General features: G+C 42.0%; 35 protein-coding genes and 1 pseudogene. 3 read left to right on the top strand and 33 right to left on the bottom strand.

Annotated features, from left to right (window positions below; genetic code table 11):
* Window positions 1–28: 28 nt before the first annotated feature.
* From IAE20_RS12080 to IAE20_RS12070, 3 genes are all read right to left on the bottom strand, one after another.
* On the bottom strand, window positions 29–1,129 hold the full coding sequence (locus tag IAE20_RS12080) for a hypothetical protein (protein WP_200482370.1): 1,101 nt from the start codon (window positions 1,127–1,129) through the stop codon (window positions 29–31).
* 544 nt (window positions 1,130–1,673) lie between these two features.
* Entirely contained in the window at window positions 1,674–2,057 is a 384-nt protein-coding gene (locus IAE20_RS16790) for a hypothetical protein (protein WP_227611007.1), read from the bottom strand.
* Entirely contained in the window at window positions 2,050–2,307 is a 258-nt protein-coding gene (locus tag IAE20_RS12070; protein ID WP_200461205.1) for a succinate dehydrogenase assembly factor 2, read from the bottom strand. The genes IAE20_RS16790 and IAE20_RS12070 overlap by 8 nt, the downstream gene beginning before the upstream one ends.
* 188 nt (window positions 2,308–2,495) lie before the next feature.
* Here IAE20_RS12070 and IAE20_RS12065 point away from each other — a divergent pair, with 188 nt between their 5' ends.
* Window positions 2,496–3,668, top strand: coding sequence for an acyl-CoA dehydrogenase family protein (locus IAE20_RS12065; protein WP_200461206.1), 1,173 nt, complete (start codon window positions 2,496–2,498; stop codon window positions 3,666–3,668).
* Window positions 3,669–3,737: 69 nt separating this feature from the next.
* Here the strand turns inward: IAE20_RS12065 and IAE20_RS12060 are convergent, their stop codons facing one another.
* The 30 genes and pseudogenes from IAE20_RS12060 to IAE20_RS11915 form a co-directional block, all read right to left on the bottom strand.
* Window positions 3,738–5,234, bottom strand: coding sequence for a flavin-containing monooxygenase (locus tag IAE20_RS12060; RefSeq protein WP_200482371.1), 1,497 nt, complete (start codon window positions 5,232–5,234; stop codon window positions 3,738–3,740).
* A 168-nt stretch (window positions 5,235–5,402) separates the two neighbouring features.
* The gene (rplQ, locus tag IAE20_RS12055; protein WP_004924167.1) at window positions 5,403–5,780 is read right to left on the bottom strand and encodes a 50S ribosomal protein L17; all 378 of its coding nucleotides are present in this window, start codon (window positions 5,778–5,780) and stop codon (window positions 5,403–5,405) included.
* 18 nt (window positions 5,781–5,798) lie between these two features.
* Window positions 5,799–6,806 (bottom strand): DNA-directed RNA polymerase subunit alpha, encoded by a 1,008-nt coding sequence (locus IAE20_RS12050; protein WP_004924164.1) that lies wholly within the window; start codon window positions 6,804–6,806, stop codon window positions 5,799–5,801.
* 18 nt (window positions 6,807–6,824) lie between these two features.
* On the bottom strand, window positions 6,825–7,448 hold the full coding sequence (rpsD, locus tag IAE20_RS12045) for a 30S ribosomal protein S4 (protein ID WP_200461208.1): 624 nt from the start codon (window positions 7,446–7,448) through the stop codon (window positions 6,825–6,827).
* Between the two features lie 12 nt (window positions 7,449–7,460).
* A complete protein-coding gene (gene rpsK / locus IAE20_RS12040; RefSeq protein ID WP_001040166.1) occupies window positions 7,461–7,847 on the bottom strand; it encodes a 30S ribosomal protein S11 in 387 nt (128 codons plus the stop codon).
* 19 nt (window positions 7,848–7,866) lie between these two features.
* The gene (rpsM, locus tag IAE20_RS12035; protein ID WP_200461209.1) at window positions 7,867–8,223 is read right to left on the bottom strand and encodes a 30S ribosomal protein S13; all 357 of its coding nucleotides are present in this window, start codon (window positions 8,221–8,223) and stop codon (window positions 7,867–7,869) included.
* A 108-nt stretch (window positions 8,224–8,331) separates the two neighbouring features.
* Window positions 8,332–8,448, bottom strand: a complete 117-nt coding sequence (gene rpmJ, locus IAE20_RS12030) for a 50S ribosomal protein L36 (RefSeq protein ID WP_000867907.1) — start codon at window positions 8,446–8,448, stop codon at window positions 8,332–8,334.
* Between the two features lie 20 nt (window positions 8,449–8,468).
* The gene (gene secY, locus IAE20_RS12025; RefSeq protein WP_171406783.1) at window positions 8,469–9,788 is read right to left on the bottom strand and encodes a preprotein translocase subunit SecY; all 1,320 of its coding nucleotides are present in this window, start codon (window positions 9,786–9,788) and stop codon (window positions 8,469–8,471) included.
* Between the two features lie 45 nt (window positions 9,789–9,833).
* Window positions 9,834–10,274 (bottom strand): 50S ribosomal protein L15, encoded by a 441-nt coding sequence (gene rplO, locus IAE20_RS12020; RefSeq protein ID WP_200461210.1) that lies wholly within the window; start codon window positions 10,272–10,274, stop codon window positions 9,834–9,836.
* A gap of 3 nt (window positions 10,275–10,277) precedes the next feature.
* Window positions 10,278–10,454 carry a 50S ribosomal protein L30 gene (gene rpmD / locus IAE20_RS12015; RefSeq protein ID WP_200461211.1) on the bottom strand — a complete coding sequence of 59 codons (177 nt, stop codon included), beginning with the start codon at window positions 10,452–10,454 and terminating at the stop codon, window positions 10,278–10,280.
* A gap of 6 nt (window positions 10,455–10,460) precedes the next feature.
* On the bottom strand, window positions 10,461–10,958 hold the full coding sequence (gene rpsE, locus IAE20_RS12010; protein ID WP_004657688.1) for a 30S ribosomal protein S5: 498 nt from the start codon (window positions 10,956–10,958) through the stop codon (window positions 10,461–10,463).
* Window positions 10,959–10,960: 2 nt separating this feature from the next.
* Window positions 10,961–11,311 (bottom strand): 50S ribosomal protein L18, encoded by a 351-nt coding sequence (gene rplR, locus IAE20_RS12005; protein ID WP_002049741.1) that lies wholly within the window; start codon window positions 11,309–11,311, stop codon window positions 10,961–10,963.
* 14 nt (window positions 11,312–11,325) lie between these two features.
* Window positions 11,326–11,859: a 50S ribosomal protein L6 gene (rplF, locus tag IAE20_RS12000; RefSeq protein WP_200461212.1), complete on the bottom strand. Its 534-nt coding sequence runs from the start codon at window positions 11,857–11,859 to the stop codon at window positions 11,326–11,328.
* 13 nt (window positions 11,860–11,872) lie between these two features.
* Window positions 11,873–12,268 carry a 30S ribosomal protein S8 gene (gene rpsH, locus IAE20_RS11995; protein ID WP_120370459.1) on the bottom strand — a complete coding sequence of 132 codons (396 nt, stop codon included), beginning with the start codon at window positions 12,266–12,268 and terminating at the stop codon, window positions 11,873–11,875.
* Between the two features lie 11 nt (window positions 12,269–12,279).
* The gene (gene rpsN / locus IAE20_RS11990) at window positions 12,280–12,585 is read right to left on the bottom strand and encodes a 30S ribosomal protein S14 (protein ID WP_004985353.1); all 306 of its coding nucleotides are present in this window, start codon (window positions 12,583–12,585) and stop codon (window positions 12,280–12,282) included.
* A 9-nt stretch (window positions 12,586–12,594) separates the two neighbouring features.
* Complete coding sequence (gene rplE / locus IAE20_RS11985) at window positions 12,595–13,131, bottom strand: 50S ribosomal protein L5 (RefSeq protein WP_200461213.1); 537 nt, start codon at window positions 13,129–13,131, stop codon at window positions 12,595–12,597.
* 15 nt (window positions 13,132–13,146) lie between these two features.
* Window positions 13,147–13,467, bottom strand: coding sequence for a 50S ribosomal protein L24 (gene rplX / locus IAE20_RS11980; protein ID WP_200482372.1), 321 nt, complete (start codon window positions 13,465–13,467; stop codon window positions 13,147–13,149).
* Between the two features lie 9 nt (window positions 13,468–13,476).
* Complete coding sequence (gene rplN, locus IAE20_RS11975; protein ID WP_004924120.1) at window positions 13,477–13,845, bottom strand: 50S ribosomal protein L14; 369 nt, start codon at window positions 13,843–13,845, stop codon at window positions 13,477–13,479.
* Between the two features lie 90 nt (window positions 13,846–13,935).
* Window positions 13,936–14,193, bottom strand: a complete 258-nt coding sequence (gene rpsQ, locus IAE20_RS11970; protein WP_004924117.1) for a 30S ribosomal protein S17 — start codon at window positions 14,191–14,193, stop codon at window positions 13,936–13,938.
* The gene (gene rpmC, locus IAE20_RS11965) at window positions 14,190–14,387 is read right to left on the bottom strand and encodes a 50S ribosomal protein L29 (protein ID WP_000849927.1); all 198 of its coding nucleotides are present in this window, start codon (window positions 14,385–14,387) and stop codon (window positions 14,190–14,192) included. The genes rpsQ and rpmC overlap by 4 nt, the downstream gene beginning before the upstream one ends.
* Window positions 14,387–14,800: a 50S ribosomal protein L16 gene (gene rplP, locus IAE20_RS11960; protein WP_004985344.1), complete on the bottom strand. Its 414-nt coding sequence runs from the start codon at window positions 14,798–14,800 to the stop codon at window positions 14,387–14,389. Before rplP ends, rpmC begins: the two co-directional genes overlap by 1 nt.
* Window positions 14,740–15,559 (bottom strand): annotated as a pseudogene (gene rpsC / locus IAE20_RS11955) (30S ribosomal protein S3). The gene rplP and the pseudogene rpsC overlap by 61 nt, the downstream one beginning before the upstream one ends.
* Window position 15,560: 1 nt before the next feature.
* Window positions 15,561–15,890: a 50S ribosomal protein L22 gene (gene rplV / locus IAE20_RS11950; RefSeq protein ID WP_004754247.1), complete on the bottom strand. Its 330-nt coding sequence runs from the start codon at window positions 15,888–15,890 to the stop codon at window positions 15,561–15,563.
* Window positions 15,891–15,901: 11 nt separating this feature from the next.
* The gene (rpsS, locus tag IAE20_RS11945) at window positions 15,902–16,177 is read right to left on the bottom strand and encodes a 30S ribosomal protein S19 (RefSeq protein WP_004985338.1); all 276 of its coding nucleotides are present in this window, start codon (window positions 16,175–16,177) and stop codon (window positions 15,902–15,904) included.
* 13 nt (window positions 16,178–16,190) lie between these two features.
* A complete protein-coding gene (gene rplB, locus IAE20_RS11940; RefSeq protein WP_200461215.1) occupies window positions 16,191–17,015 on the bottom strand; it encodes a 50S ribosomal protein L2 in 825 nt (274 codons plus the stop codon).
* 11 nt (window positions 17,016–17,026) lie between these two features.
* The gene (gene rplW / locus IAE20_RS11935) at window positions 17,027–17,347 is read right to left on the bottom strand and encodes a 50S ribosomal protein L23 (protein WP_200461216.1); all 321 of its coding nucleotides are present in this window, start codon (window positions 17,345–17,347) and stop codon (window positions 17,027–17,029) included.
* On the bottom strand, window positions 17,344–17,946 hold the full coding sequence (gene rplD, locus IAE20_RS11930) for a 50S ribosomal protein L4 (protein ID WP_004985328.1): 603 nt from the start codon (window positions 17,944–17,946) through the stop codon (window positions 17,344–17,346). The genes rplW and rplD overlap by 4 nt, the downstream gene beginning before the upstream one ends.
* An 11-nt stretch (window positions 17,947–17,957) precedes the next feature.
* Complete coding sequence (gene rplC / locus IAE20_RS11925) at window positions 17,958–18,596, bottom strand: 50S ribosomal protein L3 (RefSeq protein ID WP_200461217.1); 639 nt, start codon at window positions 18,594–18,596, stop codon at window positions 17,958–17,960.
* A 59-nt stretch (window positions 18,597–18,655) separates the two neighbouring features.
* Window positions 18,656–18,967, bottom strand: a complete 312-nt coding sequence (gene rpsJ, locus IAE20_RS11920; RefSeq protein ID WP_004725677.1) for a 30S ribosomal protein S10 — start codon at window positions 18,965–18,967, stop codon at window positions 18,656–18,658.
* Window positions 18,968–19,228: 261 nt separating this feature from the next.
* Window positions 19,229–19,960 (bottom strand): type 1 glutamine amidotransferase, encoded by a 732-nt coding sequence (locus IAE20_RS11915; RefSeq protein ID WP_200461218.1) that lies wholly within the window; start codon window positions 19,958–19,960, stop codon window positions 19,229–19,231.
* A gap of 169 nt (window positions 19,961–20,129) precedes the next feature.
* Between IAE20_RS11915 and IAE20_RS11910 the strand changes: the two genes are divergently transcribed.
* Complete coding sequence (locus tag IAE20_RS11910) at window positions 20,130–21,323, top strand: PLP-dependent transferase (protein ID WP_200482373.1); 1,194 nt, start codon at window positions 20,130–20,132, stop codon at window positions 21,321–21,323.
* A gap of 21 nt (window positions 21,324–21,344) precedes the next feature.
* Window positions 21,345–22,895 carry a helicase HerA-like domain-containing protein gene (locus IAE20_RS11905; RefSeq protein WP_200482374.1) on the top strand — a complete coding sequence of 517 codons (1,551 nt, stop codon included), beginning with the start codon at window positions 21,345–21,347 and terminating at the stop codon, window positions 22,893–22,895.
* Window positions 22,896–22,973: the final 78 nt, after the last annotated feature.

The following is a 22,973-nucleotide window of genomic DNA, read 5'->3' as shown; positions in this document are numbered from 1 at the left end:
TACGATTTACACTTTTTGTCTGCCGAGTTTATTCAGCTGGCTTTTCCTCAGTTGTGCTTGGTGGTGTATCTGTACTGCTGGTATCTGTACCACTATCGTTAAATAAATCTTCCAATTCTGAAGAAGTTTTGCCACTTTCATCCCAGAATGTGGACATACCACCATCACCTGTACGCACGCCCGTATTTTCAGTCCAGTAACGATCAGAAATACCACGTACCATCACACCGCCCATAGCATCCAATAATCTAAAATTTGGATTTACAGGTTTATCATCACCACGGGATTCGGCATACGATCTAAGCGCATCGCGAATTTTATTGTCATCTCCACTCGCCTGAGCCGCCACCGCATATAAAGCATGCGATAAACGTACTCCCTTTTGCTCTCCAATCTGCATAGACTGCTTAAGTGTTACATATGGATCAGGCTTGCCTTCATCAGCCCCTGGTAACAAAGTCCAGATAACAGCACGAGTTGCATTCGGCACACCCCAATATTTGGTATTATCCAAACATGCCATACTACGTTCAACGATCCCTGCAATATCTTTTGGAACATTGACATCCCCACCAGAATTGATGTCATTGGTCACTGCCTGTAAACCACTTAATAACCCAAGCAGATAAGTCAATTGATCCTTGTCACTACGCATCTTCGGACAAGATTCGCCCAAATGATACTTGTATTTTTTCTCCCAACGTTCAGCAAATAGTTGATAGCCATTATACTGACGTTGCGCTGCAACGGCTGCCCAGCGTTTTTGTTCTATACGAGCATCTTGCGCTTCTGTAACTTGTCCAGCTTTTGAAGCTCTTAAATAATGTAATTCAGCTTCAAGTGCCTGATTTTCTGCACACATACCCGCACCTGCATACAGCAAAACTGCCATATTAGTTGGGTCAGCTCCCATATCTTTGGTGGCCATAATGGCAGGTGTTAAAGCATTTCCAGAATTACAAATCATATCCACATCACCCATTGCCAAAATAGGTGGAACGATATGATTTTCACTAAAATTCAAGGCAACATTGGCACCTGATTTGACCACATAAGAACATCCAGATAATACAGATGAGGCAAGAACCGCAACGGCCAAACCCTGACCTATTTTGAATATTTTTGGCATTTCCTATCCCTCGAAATCATTTTATTTTTCCTTTGGGTTGTACCTTATCAGATGCACAATCCGAATAAAAGAGCAATTACTCTAATATTAATCCCGTAATATGACATAAATAAATGATGGAAAAATTGGCACTTTTATAGTTTTTACATAAATTTTAGGCAAAAAAAAGTAGCATTGCGACGGTTCAGCACATGCTACTTATTAACTGGAGAATGGGTTGTACTCTTATTTATTGATGGTGTTCAATATAATCCCTGAGTAAAGTTCCTGCTCGTCCTATAACCACTGCCAAAACAAAAGCAATGACTGGAAACAACCACGTTGGAATATCGATCATTTCTGACCTCCTTCACACTTTACGTTGGTGTTTGTACTTTAACCGATGTAATTTATACATAACGATAAAATTGTCAGACAATCATTTGATTTAAGATTTTTTCAATAATTTGATCAGACAATATGATTAATTTCTTAGATTTTTTACAATAACTATATGTTTTTAAATAATTTTAAATTTAATACAGGTTTTAAAATTGTTTAACAATTAGAACAACTTTGCCATAACTTTAAGCTGTTTCCATTCATTTAAGCTAACTTGATCACGCCAAATTATGTATGAATTGTTATTTTGATAAAAATGCAGAACGATATAAATATGGTGATCTACCACTTTGTAAAGCTGTGATTGTTCAATCTGCTCTTGATTTGACCATTGAATTGACCAAAGATGTTGATCCAGATAAGCCAAAGCCCACATTTTTGGACGCTTCAAATACATTGTATAGGCAATAATTGCCAAAAAAGTTCCAATCAAAAAAATATAAAAAGGAAAAAGATGGAACCAGATGATTCCGATCAGTAACAACATTCCCAACTGAAACAACAGGGCAAGCAAGCTGCGTTTCAGTTGAAATTGATGATTAACCATGCACGTAATGCTTAAGCTTCAAAATAAAAGTTTTGAGCTCTGGCTTCGGTGGTTCAGATACTTCCATAAACCAATCCAGTAAATCTGGATCTTCCTGATCAACTAATTCAGCAAAAAGTGCTTTTTCTGCTGCTTCCGCTGTCAGATAATGATTTCGGACATAAGGATCAAAATAAACATCAATTTCTTTAAGCCCGCGTCGCGCACGATAAATCACTTTACGCTCTTCGAGGGTGAGTTCTTCAGACATTAGATTCCCCAAGTCGATAAAAAACTTCGCTAGTTTAACCGATCAGCACTGATTTGTGGTCAATTGATTTGCCCGAATGACTAAATCCATCATCACAATATAACTTTTGAGCATTCATCCCATTGTTTGCCTTAGCTATATGATTTTTACTTTCTGTTGGTAAAACAAACTGCAAGGATACAACAACAATGCAATCAGGTGCGATTCGTCCAATTCCCAATATGCTTGAGCGCAATCTTTTTAATGAGGAGCATAACGCCTTTCGTGAAACTGTGCGTAAATTTTATGAAAAGGAAGTTGTTCCAAACATCGAAAAATATGAAAAACAACAACATGTTGACCGTGATTTATGGAACAAGGCAGGTGATTTGGGATTGTTATGTACCACGATGCCTGAACAATACGGAGGTTCTGGAGTAGATCGCTTATACAGCATGATTTTAATTGAAGAACAAGCTTATGCTATGGATTCTAGTACGGGATTTTCATTGCATTCTGATATCGTTGCTAATTACATTAATAATTTTGGCAATGAAGAACAAAAACAGACGTGGCTACCAAAAATGGCGACAGGTGAGACAGTTACTGCCATTGCCATGACGGAACCTGGAACTGGTTCAGATTTACAAGGGGTGCGTACTTCTGCTGTTTTAGAGGGGGATGAGTATGTCATCAATGGCTCAAAAATTTTTATCACCAATGGCTATTTATGCGATATGGCGATTGTCGTATGTAAAACAGGCAATAATGAAAAGGGATCAGCCAATTTATCTTTAATTATTGTTGAAGCCGATCGTGCAGGCTTTAGTAAAGGCAAGCCTCTCAATAAAATCGGCATGAAAGGTCAGGATACCTGCGAATTATTTTTTGACAATGTCCGTGTTCCAAAAGAAAACCTACTTGGTATGGAAGGCATGGGCTTTATGATGCTAATGAAAGAATTGGCATGGGAACGTATGTTAGTCGCAATCATCTGTCAAGCTGGGGCGGAAGCAGCGTTTGCACATACTGTTCAATACACCAAAGACCGCAAGGCTTTTGGCAAGCCAATAGGAACATTTCAGAATACACGTTTTAAACTGGCTGAACTACGTACAGAAATTGACTTTTGTAGAACTTACTTAGACCGTTGCATGCAATTACAATTGGAAGAACGTTTAGGGATAGATGCAGCCGCAGCGGCGAAATATAAAATTTCAGATATGTTTTCCAAAGTAGTCGATGACTGTTTACAACTTCATGGCGGTTATGGCTATATGCTGGAATACCCAATCGCTCGTGCTTATATTGATAATCGAGCTAACCGCATTTATGCAGGCACTAATGAAATCATGAAAGAGTTAATTTCTCGTACTCTCTAAATTACTCATTCTTAACTAAACAAAAAGGAGCTTTAAATAAAGCTCCTTTTGCTATTCATACGCTATGGATTAGGAAACCAATTTTGGCTTGGATTTAGGCGCAGCACTGGTATCAACCTTATGAAACTTTAAAACACCATCATCAAACCGCGCATTTTTGAGTGCCTTTCGATCTGCCAGATAGTTATTGGTTACTTTCCATGGTGCGTGTTTACCCTGTTTTGGCATCACATTTGCTGCACGGGCGATATAGCCAGATGTCAGACTTCCCATCACAGTATCATCCATTAATTCAGTTTGATCCCCTTCTGGAATCACTTCATCATAGCCATTTTTATCCATATAATTTAGTAAACGACAAATATAATCTGCTGCTACATCAACTTTGAGCGTCCATGATGCATTAATATAACCAATAATCATCGCCATATTGGGCACATCACTGACCATTACCCCCTGATAAAGCATTGACTTTGAAGTATCTAAAGGCTGACCATCGATTGTGCCTTTAATACCACCGAGAATTTGTATTTCCAAACCTGTTGCAGACACAATAATATCTGCTTCAAGGTGTTTACCTGATTTCAGCTGGATACCTGTTTCAGTGAATTTCTCAATCTGATCCGTTTCTACGCTGGCTTTGCCAGATCGTAAAATTTTAAATAAATCGCCATCAGGTACTACGCATAAACGTTGATCCCAAGGGTTATAGCTTGGTGTAAAGTGTTTCATATCAACTTTACCCTTAAGCTGCATTTCAATAGATTTTAAAAGTAGCTTGCGTACTAACTGAGGTTGCTTCTGAGATAACGCATAAATACCACGTTGCACACCAATATTACGCGCACGTGTCAGCTTATAGGCCACATCTTCTGGCAAGAGCTTACGCATTTTGTCATATACAAAATCGATTGAAGGGATAGAAGCGATATAAGTTGGTGATCGTTGCAGCATCGTGACATGACCTGCCCCACCTTTCGCCATTGCAGGAACAAGAGTAATAGCTGTCGCACCACTACCAATAATCACCACTTTCTTACCTGTATAATCTAGATTTTCAGGCCAGTGTTGCGGATGAATAAATTGGCCTTTAAAAGCGTCTCTATTTGGAAATTCTGGTTCAAAGCCCTGATCATAATTATAATAACCCGTGCATCCAACCACAAAGTTTGCAATCCAAGTCTGCTTTTTCTGGTTAGCATCTTCAATTTCTACCACCCATTTTTTCTGGGCAGTATCATAGTTTGCAGCAAGCACACGATGCTTAAAATGAATTTTCTTTTTTAGTCCAAACTCGTCAACAACTTCATTTAAATACCCTTTAATTGCTGGGCCAGCAGCAAGAACATTCGCACTACGCCACGGTTTAAAGTTAAAACCAAAAGTCGACATATCCGAATCAGAACGAATACCAGGATAACGAAATAAATCCCAAGTTCCACCAATACTTTCACGACGTTCAATGATTTCAAATTGACGTTGCGGAGAGTTTTTTGAAAGATGCGCTGCAATTCCAATACCAGAAATACCTGCACCTACAATCAATACATCAACTAGCTTTTCCATGTTTTTTTTATAACCTTGCGAAGAATTCCATTTTATTAAAGCACAAATTTGACAATGTGCAATGTCAAGTTTACGTCATTTGTCGCTTTTTTTTATCACTTGGGGACAACTTTTAAAAAAGCATAAAAAAAGATCGGTATAAAACCGATCTTTTTTTGAATAAATATATTATTCTGCTGAAGTATTTACTTCGCGGTCTACGAGTTCAACGTAAGCCATTGGCGCTGCATCACCAGCACGGAAGCCCGCTTTAAGAACACGTAGATAACCGCCGTTACGTTCTTTGTAACGAGGGCCAAGTACGGTAAATAATTTACCTACAGTTGCAGCTGAACGAGTACGAGCAAACGCCAAACGACGGTTTGCTACTGTATCGTTTTTTGCTAGAGTGATTAAAGGCTCAGCAACACGACGTAATTCTTTTGCTTTAGGCACAGTTGTTTTGATCAACTCATGTTCAAACAAAGAATTCGCCAAGTTTTGAAACATCGCTTTACGATGGCTGCTTGTACGGCCTAATTTCACACCACTATTACGATGACGCATGGTGATAGTCCTACTTAATTAACGGCTACGATAGGCGAAACGATCGTCCATGCGTAAACTAGCAGGTGGCCAGTTTTCTAAACGCATGCCGAGTTGCAAGCCTTTCGAAGCTAAAACATCTTTAATCTCAGTCAACGATTTTTTACCCAAGTTAGGAGTTTTTAACAACTCAACTTCAGTACGTTGAACAAGATCACCAATGTAGTAAATATTTTCTGCTTTCAAACAGTTAGCAGAACGAACAGTAAGCTCAAGATCATCTACTGGACGAAGCAAGATTGGGTCAACTTCTTCACGAGGTTCCTGAGCCACAGGTGCTTGATCTTTCTGAAGATCAACAAAAATTGCAATTTGTTGTTGCAAGATTGTTGCCGCTTTGCGAATCGCTTCTTCAGGGTCGACAGTACCGTTGGTTTCAAGATCAATGACCAGTTTATCAAGGTCAGTACGTTGTTCTACACGCGCATTTTCAACGGTGTAAGAAACACGTTTAATCGGGCTATAAGATGCATCCAACTGTAGACGACCTACAGGACGCGTTTCACCTTCCGGGAAACGTGAGTCAGATGTTTCATAACCACGACCTTGAGAAACTTTCAGGCGCATTTTAATTGAACCTGAAGCACTCAATGTGCCGATCAAATGCTCTGGGTTGACCACTTCAACATTATGAGGTAAACGAAGATCCGCAGCAGTAATATCGCCAGGACCCTGTTTTTCCAATGTCAAATATGCTTCATTTTGATCGAACAGCTTAATAGACAATCCTTTTAGGTTCAGCAAGAGCTCGACGATGTCCTGCTGCAAGCCTTCTAAAGTACTGTACTCGTGCTCGACGCCTTCTATTTCCACTTCAACCACAGCAGCGCCAGGCAAAGAAGACAATAGAATGCGACGTAAAGCATTACCTAGAGTATGGCCAAAACCACGCTCTAAAGGTTCCAGAATCACTTTTGCCGAGGTCCCGCTCACCGCTTCGACCTTGATCGCTTGCGGAGTTAGAAACTCGTTTGCAGTACGCGTCATTTATTGCTACCTCAAGGATTATTTAGAATACAATTCTACAATCAAGCTTTCGTTGATTTCAGCAGGTAGATCAGAACGATCTGGTGCAGCTTTGAACGTACCTTCAAACTTAGAATGGTCAACTTCCATCCAAGCAGGAATACCACGTTGAGAAGCTAATTCAATTGCGTTTTTGATACGTAATTGTTGTTTAGCACCTTCATGCACTGCAATCACATCACCAGCTTTTACTTGAATAGACGCAATATTAACACGACGGCCATTTAAAGTAATAGAACGGTGAGATACAAGCTGACGAGCTTCTGCACGTGTAGAACCAAAACCCATGCGATAAACTACGTTATCAAGGCGGCTTTCAAGCAATTTCAACAAGTTCTCACCTGTTGCACCCTTTACACGAGCAGCTTCTTTATAGTAATTACTAAATTGACGCTCTAACACACCGTACATACGACGTACTTTTTGTTTTTCACGTAATTGTAGTGAATACTCAGATTGCTTTCCACGAGCTTGGCCATGTTGACCAGGCGCTTTAGCATGTTTTTTAGTTTTGACGTCAAACGGTTTAACGCCAGATTTAAGTTGCAGGTCTGTCCCTTCGCGGCGAGAGAGTTTGCATTTTGGACCAATATAACGAGCCATGAATGTTTCTCCTTACACGCGACGTTTTTTAGGTGGACGGCAACCGTTGTGAGGGATTGGAGTCACATCGGTAATGCTGTTGATCTTATAACCCACTGCGCCTAATGCACGAACCGCAGACTCACGACCAGGACCAGGACCTTTTACAAGGACGTCCAGATTTTTCAAACCGTAATCCAAAGCTGCTTTACCAGCAACTTCAGCAGCTACCTGAGCAGCAAACGGAGTTGATTTACGTGAACCACGGAAGCCTTGTCCACCTGAGGTGGCCCAAGCCAATGCATTACCTTGACGATCGGTAATCGTAACAATGGTGTTATTAAAAGACGCGTGAATGTGTGCAACACCTTCAGAGACGGTACGGGTGACCTTCTTGCGTGTGCGAGTATCTTTAGCCATCTTTTAGCTTCCAGAAATCTTACTTTTTAATCGGTTTGCGCGGACCTTTACGGGTACGTGCGTTAGTTTTGGTGCGTTGTCCACGGACAGGCAAGCTGCGACGATGACGAAGACCGCGGTAGCAGCCTAAATCCATTAAACGTTTAATGTTCATGGAAATTTCGCGACGTAAATCACCTTCGGTCGGAACCTTGGCAATTTCTGCACGAATCGCATCAAGCTGAGCATCATCCAACTCACGGATTTTTGTTGTCGGTGCAATACCTACAGCAGCTAAGATATTCTTAGATGTGTGGCGACCAATACCAAAAATATAAGTGAGAGAGATAACAGCATGCTTGTTATCCGGAATGTTTACACCGGCAATACGAGCCATTCACTTTTCTCCAAAAAGGCAGTAGATAAATCAACCGCCCCACAAAAAAACTTTGAGGGGCGGATATTAACCTAATTCGCCTACTGAAATCAACAGGTCTTGATCAGATTAACCTTGACGCTGCTTATGACGAGGTTCTGCGCTGCAAATCACGCGAATAACCCCATTACGACGGATAACTTTACAGCTACCACAAATTTTCTTTACAGAAGCTTGTACTTTCATGATGAAACCTCTAAGTGCGCTTATCCCTTAGGATGAGCAGTCGTTTTTCTCATTAACGTTTGATTGTCATATTGATGTGAAGTTAGGTGAGCTTGAAGCTGCGCCATAAAGTCCATCACAACAACGACAACAATTAACAACGATGTACCACCGAGGTGAAATGGAATTCCAAATGAACTTTGCAGAATCATTGGCATTAAACACACAACAGTAATATAAATCGCGCCGATAAAAGTCAAACGATTAAGAATATGATCCAAATAACGAGCCGTTTGCTCACCTGGGCGTATACCAGGTACATATGCACCGCTACGTTTTAAGTTCTCTGATACTTCTTTTGGGCTAAACACCAGTGCCGTATAGAAATAACAGAAAAAGATAATTAACGTACCAAAAAGCATGAGATACAACGGCTGTCCAGGCGATAGCACGAGTGCCAAATCTTGCAGTGCACGTTTTACAATTCCTGCATTTGGATCAGCGCTTCCCAGCCATTGGCCTAAACTCGCTGGAAATAATAACAGTGAGCTAGCAAAAATTGCTGGAATTACACCTGCCATATTAATTTTTAATGGCAAATGTGTTTGCTGTGCAGTAAATACACGACGGCCTTGTTGTTTTTGTGCATAGTTAACTGGAATTCGACGCTGTGCTTTCTCAATAAAAACAATCGCAGCAAGTACCGCAAGTGATAATAAAGCGAATACAGCCATTCCAATTAAGCTGCCCTGACCATTTTGTACAGAAGTAAACCCCTGAATAACCTGATTTGGCAATCCAGCGACAATTCCTGCAAAAATAATCATAGAGATTCCATTACCGATACCACGTTCAGTAATTTGTTCTCCCAGCCACATCAAAAACATAGTCCCAGCGACCAATGAAGCCACCGCTGGAACATAAAATGCCAAGCCTGAAGTCAAAGTAATACCCTGACTAATCAAGCCTGCACACATCCCTACACCCTGCACTAAAGCAAGGAACAAGGTGCCATAACGTGTATATTGATTGATTTTACGTTTGCCCTGCTCGCCTTCTTTCTTCAAAGCTTCTAGCGAAGGAACAACCGTTGACATCAACTGCACGATAATCGATGCAGAAATGTACGGCATAATACCCAAAGCCAGAATTGACATACGTTCTAATGCACCGCCAGAGAACATATTAAATAAACCCAAGAAGGTTCCTTCATTGGCTTTAAAAAAACGGGCTAGCGCTACATTATCAATACCCGGCAACGGAATATGCGCTCCTAGTCGAAAGACCAACAATGCACCAACCAAGAACATTAATCGGCGAATAATTTCACGATATTTCACATGAAATGGTTGTCCTTTCATCATGTTCACATGACCTGAAGAACTAGGAGACATAGCCACTCGGTATTACTCCTCGACTTTACCGCCAGCTGCTTCAATCGCAGCTTTAGCGCCTTTAGTCAAAGCAACACCTTGCACTGTAAACGCGCGAGTTACTTCACCAGAAAGAACAACACGTGCACGAACCTGATCACGACGAACAACGTTCGCAGCTTTCAAAGTTTCTAGTGAAACAATATCACCTTCAACTTTAGCAAGTTCAGACAAGCGTACTTCCGCAGTTTTCAATGCGATTTGGCTAGTGAAACCGAATTTAGGCAAACGACGATAAATTGCTGTTTGACCACCTTCAAAGCCTGGGCGAACGCCACCACTTTTACGTGATTTTTGACCTTTAACACCACGGCCACCAGTTTTACCGACACCAGAACCGATACCACGACCCAAGCGACGATGTTCACGCTTTGCACCTTCAGCAGGTGAAAGTTCATTTAAACGCAGAGTCATGGCTTATTCCTCTACAGTAACCATATAGTAGACTTTGTTGATCATACCACGGTTAGAAGGCGTATCTTGCACTTCTACAGTATGACCGATACGACGCAGACCTAAACCTTGAAGGCAAAGTTTGTGATTTTTCAAACGATGCGAAGCAGATTTAGTCTGGGTAACTTTAATCGTTTTCATGATTGATTACCCTTGAATTTGTTCTACTGAAAGACCACGTTTTGCAGCAACTTTCTCAGGAGAAGTCATATCACGCAAACCTTTAAAAGTTGCGTTTACAACGTTCGCCGCATTCGTAGAACCATAACATTTAGCAAGTACGTTATGTACACCAGCAGCTTCTAAAACGGCACGCATAGCACCACCAGCAATTACGCCAGTACCTTCAGAAGCAGGTTGCATGTATACACGACTTGCACCATGACGAGCATTCACAGGATGTTGTAAAGTAGTACCAGCAAGGTCTACAGTAATCATGTTGCGACGCGCAGCCTCAAGTGCTTTAGAAATAGCAGCTGGAACTTCACGTGCTTTACCACGACCAAAACCCACACGACCATTACCATCACCCACAACAGTCAATGCTGTGAAAGAGAAGATACGACCACCCTTAACAACTTTGGCTACACGGTCAACGGCAACCAGCTTTTCAACAAGACCTTCGTTTTGTTCAACTTTAGCCATGATTAGAACTCCAAGCCGTTTTCACGAGCAGCATCAGCCAAGGCTTTGATACGACCATGATATTTAAAACCAGAACGGTCAAATGCAACTTTAGTTACACCAGCAGCTTTTGCACGTTCTGCGATTAAAGCACCTACTTTAGTAGCTGCGTCTACGTTACCAGTTGTACCGCTACGTAAAGATGCATCCAAAGTAGAAGCTTGCGCTAATACTTTGCCACCATCTGCGGAAATTACTTGAGCATAGATGTGACGCGGAGTGCGGTTTACACACAAGCGAGTCGCACCCAATGCACGAATGTGCAAGCGTGTGCTTTTCGCACGACGCAAACGGGATTGTTTCTTTTCGTTCATAAGAATCTCGCGCCTTATTTCTTCTTAGCTTCTTTACGAAGAACAACTTCGTCCGAATAACGAACACCTTTACCTTTATAAGGCTCTGGTGGACGATAACCACGGATTTCAGAAGCAACTTGACCAAGTAACTGCTTGTCTGCTGACTTCAAAATAATTTCAGTCGCAGTTGGAGTTTCAGCAGTTACGCCTTCAGGAAGGTTGTAATCGATTGGGTGAGAAAAACCAAGGTTAAGGTTCACAATTGTACCTTTAACCGCAGCTTTATAACCAACACCAATAAGTTGCAACTTACGTTCGAAGCCTTCGCTTACACCTTTTACAAGGTTGTTAAGCACAGCGCGAGCAGTACCAGCTTGCATCCAAGCGTCTTTCGACTCTTTAGTTGGAGCTAGTTGAAGTTTACCTTCTTCCTGTTTTAGCTCGACCAGCGCATGCAGGTTGAAAGACAATGTACCTTTAGTGCCTTTCACTTCGACCTGCCGGCCGTTCTGAGTAACTGTTACACCGTTAGGGACAGTTACTGGGGCTTTAGCCACACGAGACATGAGGAATCACCTATTAAGAAACAAAAGCAATAACTTCACCACCAACGCCCGCAGCACGTGCAGCGCGATCAGTCATGATGCCTTTGCTTGTAGAAACAATTGCAATACCTAAACCTTGCTTAACGCTCGGAAGTTTATCTTTACCGCGATATTGGCGCAGGCCTGGACGGCTTACACGTTTCACAGTTTCAATAACTGGTTTGCCTTCAAAATATTTTAACGTAATCGTCAAAGTAGCTTTTGCTTCTTCTTGAGCGACTTCTACGTTTGAAATATAACCTTCTTGTTGAAGAACGTTGGCAATCGCAACTTTCAACTTAGAAGACGGCATAGAAACAGATTGTTTCTTTGCCATTTGTGCGTTACGAACACGTGTTAGCATGTCGGCAACGGTATCTTGCATACTCATTTAGTTGCTCCTTACCAGCTTGCCTTAACAACGCCAGGCACATCACCCTGCATTACTGTGTCACGTAATTTGTTACGGCTTAAACCGAACTTACGGAAGTAACCATGAGGACGACCTGTTAAACCACAACGGTTACGAAGACGTACTGGAGATGCGTTACGTGGCAATGCCTGTAACTTTAATGTCGCTTGGAAACGCTCTTCATCGCTTGCATTTACGTTTGCAATAATCGCTTTTAATTCAGCGCGTTTTGCAGCGTATTTAGCAACAGTTTGTTCGCGTTTCAACTCGCGATTAATCATACTTTTCTTAGCCATATCGACCTCTTATTTGAACGGGAAGCCGAATGCACGCATAAGCGCACGGCCTTCGTCATCGGTGCGAGCAGTAGTAGTGATAGTAATATCCATACCACGAATACGATCAATCTTGTCAAAATCGATTTCAGGGAAAACGATTTGCTCTTTTAAACCCATCGAGTAGTTACCACGACCATCAAATGATTTTGAAGAAAAACCACGGAAGTCACGGATACGAGGAATTGCGATTGAGATCAAACGGTCCAAGAATTCGTACATTTGTTCGCCACGCAAGGTTACTTTACAACCAATTGGCCAACCATCACGGATTTTGAAACCTGCGATTGATTTACGTGCAAGCGTAACTACTGGTTTTTGACCAGCAATTAAAGTCATATCAGCAACAGCACCATCCAATAATTTCTTATCAGTTGCGGCTGCGCCTACACCCATGTTTAGGGTGATTTTTGTAATGCGAGGAATCTCCATTACATTCTTAATGCTAAGGTCCTGTTGTAACTTAGCTTTAAGTTCTTCATTGTAACGTGTTTTAAGTCTGGCCATTGCCGTATCAACCTATTACTTCGCTGTCGCCACTGATTCACCGTTTGACTTATAAACGCGAGTTTTCACGCCATTTTCGTCAATCTGGTAACCAACACGATCAGCCTTTTGGGTTGTAGCATTTAAAATTGCCACGTTTGAGATATGAAGCGAAGCTTCTTGAGTAACAATACCGCCTTCAGCGCCAGTTACACGATTCGGCTTTTGATGCTTCTTCACTAGGTTAAGGCCTTCAACCTTAACACGGTCTTCAGAAACAGACAGAACACTACCCTGTTTGCCTTTTTCTTTACCTGCGATCACGATAACCTGATCGCCTTTTTTAATCTTAGCCATGATTGCCTCTTATAGAACTTCAGGAGCCAATGAAATGATTTTCATGAACTGTTCAGTACGAAGTTCACGAGTCACTGGTCCGAAAATACGAGTGGCAATCGGAGCTTTATTGTTGTTTAACAATACAGCTGCATTGTCATCAAAACGGATCACTGAACCGTCTGGACGACGAATACCAAACTTAGTACGTACCACAACAGCATTCATTACGTCGCCTTTTTTAACACGGCCACGTGGAATTGCTTCTTTAACAGTAACTTTAATAATGTCGCCAACAGAAGCATAACGACGATGTGAACCACCTAGTACTTTAATACATTGTACGCGGCGTGCACCACTATTGTCTGCTACGTCGAGCATACTTTCGGTTTGAATCATTGCCCTACTCCAAAACCGAGCAACACCGGTCGCAATTTCGAAAGGCTCAAAGAGTACTCGAAATTGACCGATGATGCAACAAGAACGTAATTACTCAGCAGCTACTTCAACTACTTCCACTAAAGTCCAAGCTTTAGTTTTAGAAATTGGGCGGCTTTCTTTGATGGTCACTAGGTCGCCAAGTTTAGCAACGTTGTTTTCATCGTGAGCGTGTAATTTAGTTGAACGGCGGATTGATTTGCCATACAACGGGTGTTGAACGCGGCGTTCAATAAGAACAACAATAGACTTATCCATTTTGTCGCTTACGACTTTGCCGGTTAACGTGCGGACTGTTTTTTCACTCATTGTCCGTTCCCCTGTTTTTCGGTAAGGAGTGTCTTGATACGAGCGATAGTTTTACGAGCAATTTGCACTTCGTGCGATTTACCCAATTGACCAGTCGCTTTCGCCATACGAAGACGGAATTGGTTAAGCTGTTGCTCATCAAGCAACGCTTTCAACTCTTCTACCGATTTTTCACGTAGATCTTTAGTTTTCATTACATTACCGTCCGAGTCACGATAGTGGTTTTAAACGGAAGTTTAGCAGCAGCAAGCTTAAACGCTTCAGTTGCCAACTCATCGTTCACACCTTCAATTTCGTACAGGATCTTACCTGGTTTGATCTCACAAACCCAGTATTCCACATTACCTTTACCGTTACCCATACGAACTTCTAATGGTTTTTCGGTAATTGGTTTGTCCGGGAATACGCGGATGAAGATTTTACCACCACGCTTAATACGACGGCTAATAGTACGACGCGCAGCTTCAATCTGACGCGCAGTCATACGACCACGTTCAGTCGCTTTAATCGCAATCGAACCAAATGATACTGTACTACCACGATGCGCTAGACCAGTGTTACGGCCTTTGTGCATTTTACGGAATTTGGTACGTTTAGGTTGCAACATGGATTATTCTCCCTTGTCAGCAGCACGGTCATTACGACGTCCACGACGCTGTTCTTGACCCTCACCACGACCACGACCGCGTTTAGCTGGACGATCTTCAGCAGGAGCAGGATTCATGACTTGTTTCATGCCACCCAAAATCTCACCACGGAAAATCCAGACTTTAACACCAATCGTACCGTAAGTTGTTTCTGCACGCATAGTAGCATAATCGATGTCCGCACGAAGCGTATGCAAAGGTACACGACCTTCACGATACCACTCAGTACGTGCAATCTCTGCACCACCTAAACGGCCTGAAACTTCAACTTTGATACCTTTAGCACCAGCACGCATCGTGTTTTGAACCGCACGCTTCATAGCACGACGGAACATGACACGTTTTTCCAATTGAGAAGCAATTGCTTCAGCAACTAGACGCGCATCCAAGTCTGGGCGATCGATTTCGTTGATACTTACTTGCGCAGGAACACCCATAATATTGGTAAGTTCGCGCTGTAATTTTTCAATGTCTTCGCCTTTTTTACCGATAACGATACCAGGACGAGCAGTACTAATTGTTACTTTAGCAGCACCTGTCGGACGTTCGATAAGAATATTGCTCACCATCGCGCTTTTAAGTTTTTTAGTTAAAAACTCACGAACTTGAAGATCTTTAAGCAAATATTCAGCGTATTGTTTCGGACTCGCATACCAGTTAGCGTTATGACGTTTCACAACACCTAGGCGGATACCGATTGGATGAACCTTCTGACCCATATCAAACCCCTACCTTAACGGTGATGTGACAAGTACGCTTAGTAATACGATCTGCACGGCCTTTGGCACGTGGCATAATACGTTTAAGGCTAATGCCTTCATCAACGTAAATCGTAGAAACTTTAAGGTCGTCCACATCTAAACTGTTATTGTGTTCAGCATTTGCAATTGCAGATTCCAAAGCTTTTTTTACCAAAACTGCAGCTTTTTTATTGCTGAAGTTCAAGATATTAAGCGCGTGAGCAACAGATTTGCCACGGATTAGGTCTGCAACCAAACGTGCTTTTTGTGCCGAGATAGCGGCACCGCGTAATTTAGCAGTTACTTCCATCATGACACCCATTAACGTTTAGATTTCTTATCAACACCGTGACCACGATAGGTACGAGTTGGCGCGAATTCACCGAGTTTATGACCAACCATATGCTCAGTAATGATTACTGGAACATGGTTACGACCATTGTGAACAGAAATTGTTAAACCAACAAAATCCGGAAGGATCATTGAGCGACGAGACCAAGTTTTGATCGGCTTACGGTTGTTAGCAGCAACAGCAGCTTCAACCTTAGCGAACAAATGCGCGTCGACGAATGGACCTTTTTTTAATGAACGAGGCATTAGTCAGATTCCTTTACTTGACGCGACGATCGCGAATAATCATCTTAGTCGTACGCTTATTGGTACGAGTCTTGTACCCTTTCGCTTTTTGACCCCATGGGCTTACAGGTTGGATACCTTTGTTACGCCCTTCACCACCACCGTGTGGATGGTCAACTGGGTTCATCGCCATACCACGAACGGTAGGACGAACACCACGCCAGCGCGCTGCACCAGCTTTACCCAATGAACGAAGGTTGCTTTCTTGGTTAGAAACTTCACCAATTACAGCACGGCATTCAACGTGTACTTTACGCATTTCGCCTGAACGCAGACGAATGATCGCATAAGAACCATCACGACCCAACAACTGAACTGAAGTACCAGCAGAACGTGCAATTTGAGCACCTTTACCGATTTTTAGTTCAATATTGTGTAGTGTAGAACCGATAGGCATATTACGAAGTGGCAAGCAGTTACCTGGACGAATTGGAGCATCGTTACCAGACTGAACTTTATCACCCGCACGCAAACCCTTAGGCGCGATGATATAACGACGCTCACCATCAGCATACTTTAACAAAGCAATATGCGCTGTACGGTTAGGATCGTATTCAATGCGTTCTACAGTTGCAGGAACACCATCTTTGTTACGTTTAAAGTCAACGATACGGTAGTTTTGCTTATGTCCACCACCAACGTGACGAGTTGTAATGTGACCGTTGTTATTACGACCACCAGTACGTTTTTTAGCTTCAACCAACGGTGCATAAGGCGCGCCTTTGTGAAGATGGTCATGAACCACTTTCTCTACAAAGCGACGTCCTGGAGACGTTGGCTTACATTTTTGAATCGGCATAATTTTCGTCCTTATTCCGCTGCGCTTTCAGCGGTATCGCCCAAGTCAGCCATTTCAACATCTTGGCCAGCTTTCAGGGTGACGTATGCTTTTTTAACATCAGAACGACGTCCTAATGTTTTACCAAAGCGCTTAGTCTTACCTTTAGTAATAGTTGTGTTAACTTTAACAACTTCTACACCAAATAGTTGTTCTACTGCTTTTTTGATTTCAAGTTTTGTTGCATTTAAATCAACTTTAAATACTTGAACACCAGCAGTATCACCTAAAACTTGTGCCTTTTCTGAGAAGACCGGTCCTCTTAGGACTTGATAGATACGTTCGTTGTTCATCCGAGTTCTACCTCAATTTTCTTAGCAGCAGCTACAGACATGACAACTTTATCAAACGCGATCAAGCTAACAGGATCGATTGCAGCAGCATCAACCACATCAACATGTGGAAGGTTACGTGCAGCAAGATATAAGTTCTCATCTACAGCATCAGTCACGATAAGTGCACGAGCTGCATTCAAGTCGTTAAGTTTTGCAAGCAATTCTTTAGTTTTAGGAGCTGCAACAGCGAACTCTTCAACCAATACAAGACGATCCTGACGAACAAGTTCAGCTAGGATACATTGCATTGCACCGCGGTACATTTTGCGGTTAACTTTTTGAGACCAGTCTTGTGGACGAGCAGCAAATGTTTTACCACCGCCAACCCAGATTGGGCTACGAATAGAACCAGCACGAGCGCGACCAGTACCTTTTTGACGGAATGGTTTTTTACCACCACCAGACACTTCAGCACGTGACTTTTGAGCACGAGTACCTTGACGACCACCAGCTAAATAAGCTGTAACCACCTGATGTACAAGCGCTTCATTAAATTCACGTCCAAAAGCAACTTCAGACAACTCAACAGCAGAGCCGGAAACAGTTTTTAAATTCACGTTATTTCCCCTCAGGCCTTGATCGTAGGACGAACGATTACGTCGCCACCAGTAGCACCAGGAATCGCACCTTTAACAACAAGAACAGAACGTTCTGCGTCGATAGATACAATTTCAAGACCTTGTACTGTTACGCGCTCATCACCTAGGTGACCGGCCATTTTCTTGCCTTTGAACACGCGTCCAGGAGTTTGGTTTTGACCTGTAGAACCTAAAACACGGTGAGAAACTGAGTTACCGTGAGTAGCATCTTGGGTACGGAAGTTCCAACGCTTAACACCGCCTTGGAAACCTTTACCTTTTGATTGACCAGTTACGTCAACAACTTGACCAACTGTGAACAAATCAACACCAATATTACCGCCAACTTCACGACCTTCAAGCTCAGCTTCAGTAACGCGAAACTCTTTAACCAAACGACCAGCAGCAACACCCGCTTTCGCAAAGTGACCTTTCTGTGCATTGGTTACGCGAGATTCACGACGTTCGCCAGTAGTAACTTGAACAGCTTGATAACCATCAGTTTCAAGCGTTTTAATTTGAGTGATACGGTTAGGATCAACCTCAATCACTGTAACAGGCACAGAGACGCCGGCATCTGTAAAGATACGGGTCATACCGCACTTGCGGCCGACTAAACCAATAGCCATGTGTGTAACCTCTAAAAAAGCAGCTTAATTAATGCCAGGCACTAATTAACCCGAAAGCCTTAACCCAATGCGATCTGAACATCAACACCAGCTGCAAGATCCAATTTCATCAATGCATCAACAGTTTTATCTGTTGGTTGAACGATATCGATCAAACGTTTGTAGGTGCGGATTTCGTACTGATCACGCGCATCTTTGTTCACGTGCGGTGAAGTAAGAACGTTGAAGCGTTCGATGCGAGTAGGCATCGGGATTGGACCACACACTTGTGCGCCAGTACGCTTAGCGGTTTCTACGATCTCTTGAGAAGATTGATCAATCAGACGATGATCAAAAGACTTAAGACGGATACGGATTCTCTGGTTAGACATACCAGTAAACTCCAAGCCAAAATATATAAAGAATCACCCTTGACGCACCTCACCTATTGGTAAGTGTCAAAGGCAGTGAAAATCACTAAGGTCACGATCGATGCCGCGACTGTCATGCATTTACTACTTTCTTTGCAGTAAATGACCTCACAATTTGAGGGTCGCCCATTATAGCGACTGTCTAACTCTTATGCAATTCTATTTGTTACTTAATCGTAAAATAGCGATGTTTTATTCTTGATATTGTTTATCTTCATCTGATTATGATGCTTTCATTACATATTCAATGGCCTGATTGAGTAATTGGTTTCCTTCTATAAAATTTGACTTACTTGATTTCTTAAGTTGATACGGTGACTGAACATATTCTCCTTGGAATGTGACAACTTCATCATCATTTTCTAAAAACAGCTCCAGCGTTTTAGGTGTGATTTCTGGATGAAACTGAAAACCCAGAACATTCTGACCAATCTGATACATTTGATTACGGCACACCGCATTTTCAGCCAGATGAATAGCTCCTTTCGGAATTTCAAAAGTTTCACTATGCCATTGCATTACATTAAAAGACGGCGGCAAGGGAAAACATTGTGCTGAAAATTGTGGTACACGATGTACAGTTGTCCAGCCCAATTCCTGAAAAGGGTTACGGCTGACTGCTGCACCTAATGCATTGGCGATAAGTTGACCACCCAAACACAACCCTATCGCAGGCTTGCCAGCAGCCAGATAACGGCGAATCCAGCGTTTTTCAATTTTCAGCCACGGAAAGTTGGCTTCGTCATTAACACTCATTGCACCCCCCATAATGATGAGCAAATCAACATCCTCAATACGAGGTAATGCCTCGATTTCAAGGGGTAAATCAAGCGGTAATGCAAAAAACTCAGTTGCAGTAATTTTTGCCTGATGTGTTTTCAAAAAATCATAACAACTTCCGAACCCTTCACCAGCAATATGCTGAAAATAATGCACTTTTAAATGCGGCTTCATGCACTTAGAACCTATATTGTTGTTGGTATTAGTTAAGTCATAGCAAAAATGAAGCCAACTTTAAACGACATAAGCGCCTGTAAAGAAATACTCACAAATATGAGCTTAAAACTAGCAGAAAAGATTTATTTTTTTTAATCTAGACTCAAAGCAAACAAATGAAAACACCATGACAGCAAAAAAAAGTTCACAAACTCGTTTAATCCACGCCCCAAGAAAGGCAGCTCAATATATTCATACTATTCAACCTCCCCTGTTTCGTGCATCGACCATCATTTTTCAATCAACTGCGCACCTTTTTGATCGACATTGGACAGATGTCTATGATTATAGCTACGGCACACATGGTACTCCCACTACTTATACTCTGGGAGATCAACTAGCGCAGCTTGAAGGCGGAGAGTATTGCTTACTTGCACCAAGTGGTTTATCTGCTATTAATCTGGTCAATTCGACTTTTTTAAGTCAAGGCGATGAAGTTTGGATTCCCGACAATATTTACGGGCCAAACATGGAACATTTAAAAAATCTACAATTCCGTTATGGGATTGTAGTAAAAGTCTACAATCCGATCGACGCAGATTCATTTACACCTTGTACAAAAACCAAACTGATCTGGCTCGAAGCAGCAGGCTCAGTTACTTTAGAATTTCCTGATCTTAAAAATCTTGTGAAAAAAGCCCAACAAGCCTACGTATTGACTGCACTCGATAATACATGGGGCGCAGGGCTGGCATTTAATGCATTTGAGTTTTCAGATGAACAATTAGCTGTAGACATCACTGTACATGCCTTGACTAAATACCCAAGTGGCGGCGGCGATATATTAATGGGCAGCGTAATAACTCGAAATCGAGAATTGCATCACCAACTCTTTAAAATGCATGCCACCCAAGGTATTTGCGTATCTGGAGATGATACCGCCCAGATTATACGTAGCCTGCCACATATCCGGCTACGTTATCAACAACAGGCTGAAAATGCACAAATTTTACTGCAATGGCTAAAGCAACAACCTGCATTTGTACAAGTTTTGCATCCAATGAACCCTGATAGTCCCGGACATACCTATTGGAAGGAGACATGTCTAGATGGACAGAGTGCGGGATTAGTCAGTGTTATTTTTGATCCTAAATATGAAATGAGTGCAATTCGTCGCTTCTGTGATGCTCTAAATTTATTTAAGCTTGGTTTTAGCTGGGGTGGCCCTGTGAGTCTGGTCATGCTCTACGATTTAAAGCATATGCGTGTCTTGGCCAATACACATTTACAACAGGGTTTACTGGTTCGCTTCTGCGTAGGGCTGGAATCCGTTCAAGATTTAATAGAAGATATTCAAAACGCACTCCAACAACTTGAATAGTGATAAGAATAGGAAAAAAATATGGGTACACCGATTGTCATTGCCAAAAAAACTACCGATATCAATCAGGATATTATTTTACATTCTGAATTTGCCAACCGTCATGGATTGATTGCGGGAGCAACGGGAACGGGGAAAACAGTTACATTAAAAGTTATGGCAGAAAGCTTTTCCCGTATTGGTGTCCCTGTATTTTTAGCAGATGCCAAAGGCGATGTGTCCAGCATTGCCAAAGCAGGTAGCAATAGCCCCAAATTTGATGAGCGTATAAAATCTCTAGGCATAGATAGCATTGCTTTTGCAGCATCTCCTACGATTTTTTGGGATTTATTTGGTGAGCAAGGCCATCCTATTCGCACCACGGTGTCTGAAATTGGGCCATTGTTACTGGCACAAATGTTGAACTTAAATGACACTCAGGAAGGCGTACTTTCTGCGGTATTTCGTATTGCCGATGATCAAGGTTTATTATTAGTTGATTTTAAAGATTTAAAAGCCATGCTGAGTTATGTCAGTGACAATGCCAGTGAACTCAAAGCAGATTATGGTAATTTATCCCCTGCCAGCTTAGGCGCAATTCAACGTAATTTGTTGGCGTTAGGCGATCAAGGCGGTGAACAATTTTTTGGTGAACCAAGCTTAAATATTCTGGATTTTATCCAGACCGATAGCAATGGTCAGGGTTATATTAATCTGCTCGCCGCAGATAAACTCATGAATACCCCAAAACTGTACGCTACCTTTTTGCTGTGGATGCTATCCGAGTTATTTGAACAACTGCCTGAAGTTGGTGATCTGGATAAACCAAAACTGGTATTCTTCTTTGATGAAGCGCATTTGTTATTTGATAATGCCAGTCCTGCTTTACAACAGAAAATTGAACAAGTGGTACGCTTAATTCGTTCCAAAGGTGTGGGAATTTATTTTATTACTCAAAACCCACTGGATTTACCGGAAACCGTACTGGGTCAATTGGGTAATCGCGTACAACACGCATTACGTGCTTTCACTCCCAAAGATCAAAAAGCCGTCAAAACAGCTGCAGATACATTTAGGGCAAATCCAGAATTTAAAGTTGATCAAGCCATTACTGAACTGGCTGTAGGGGAAGCTTTAATTAGTTTTCTAGATGAACAAGGGACACCACAGATTGTGGAACGTGGCTGGGTGATGCCACCTTACTCTTCATTTACTCCCTTAATGCCAGAGGAACGCAAAGCCCTCATGGCAAACAGTATCGTGGCTGGAGTATATGAACACATAGTAGATCGTGACAGTGCTTATGAAATGTTACAACGTAAGGTAAATGAAAGCGCGCAGCAACAGCAAGCACAAGCGGAAGCAGATCAACAAACCAAACAACAAGAGGCAGTTGCCAAACAGCAAGCCAAAGAACAAGAACGTTTAGCACGAGAACAGCAAAAAGCTGACGAAAAATCTCAACGTGACCGAGAAAAGCTGACTCAAGATGTGCTTGGTACTTTCGCTAAAAGTGCAGCACGAACGCTAGGCGGCCCAACAGGACAGAAACTCGTGCGTGGCTTACTGGGCTCTTTATTTGGGAAAAGATAAATAAATTTATCAAAGCACTGATTTTATGGCATATAGCGGGATATAAAATCAGTGCTTAATACGCTCTTTGTAAAAAAC

This window comes from Acinetobacter sp. S54, assembly GCF_016624945.1.
In the GTDB taxonomy this organism is placed as follows: Bacteria; Pseudomonadota; Gammaproteobacteria; order Pseudomonadales; family Moraxellaceae; genus Acinetobacter.
This window is presented reverse-complemented; position numbering and strand designations above follow the sequence as displayed.